We start from the raw sequence: 447 nt of genomic DNA, 5'->3' as shown, positions 1-447 counted from the left end.
TCGTCTGCGCACAGCCTCACGGTGTCGGTCGGCTTCTTGCGGTATCGCTTCTTCGCCTGTTCCTCCCTTTTCCTGCGCTTTCGCTCTCCCTTGACGATGGGGACGAGCGTAACGTGTATGTGCGGCGTTTCCTCGTCCCTGTGCAGGTGAGCCGCCACGATGTTCTCCTTTCCAAACGTGTCGGCGAAGTATTTCAGATTGTCGGCGCACCACTCGTCCAAACGCCCCTCTTCCTCTATCCGCTTCATGTCCTCGTGCGTTCCCGACACGTTGATGCGGATTGCCCGTACTTGGTTGCTTCCGATTTTGCGTGTCAGCCCCGCTTCTTCTAATCTCTGCTGTATAGCCGCCGAACGGTCTTTCACCCCGTCGGGGTATTCGATGAGCCTGCGGTTCAGGTGTGTGCGTGTGGGGTCGGCGTTCTTCGGTATGATGAAACGCTCGATA

At 57.5% G+C, this 447-nt stretch carries 1 protein-coding gene; it reads right to left on the bottom strand.

All coding sequences use genetic code 11. The features are described 5' to 3' along the window. Positions 1-447 (bottom strand): MobV family relaxase (gene mobV, locus DWZ47_RS30225; RefSeq protein ID WP_233525142.1); only part of this gene is annotated, 447 nt, incomplete at both ends.

Origin of the sequence: Bacteroides sp. AF32-8BH, from assembly GCF_003435205.1 — a bacterium.
In the GTDB taxonomy this organism is placed as follows: Bacteria; Bacteroidota; Bacteroidia; order Bacteroidales; family Bacteroidaceae; genus Bacteroides; species Bacteroides ovatus.
This window is presented reverse-complemented; position numbering and strand designations above follow the sequence as displayed.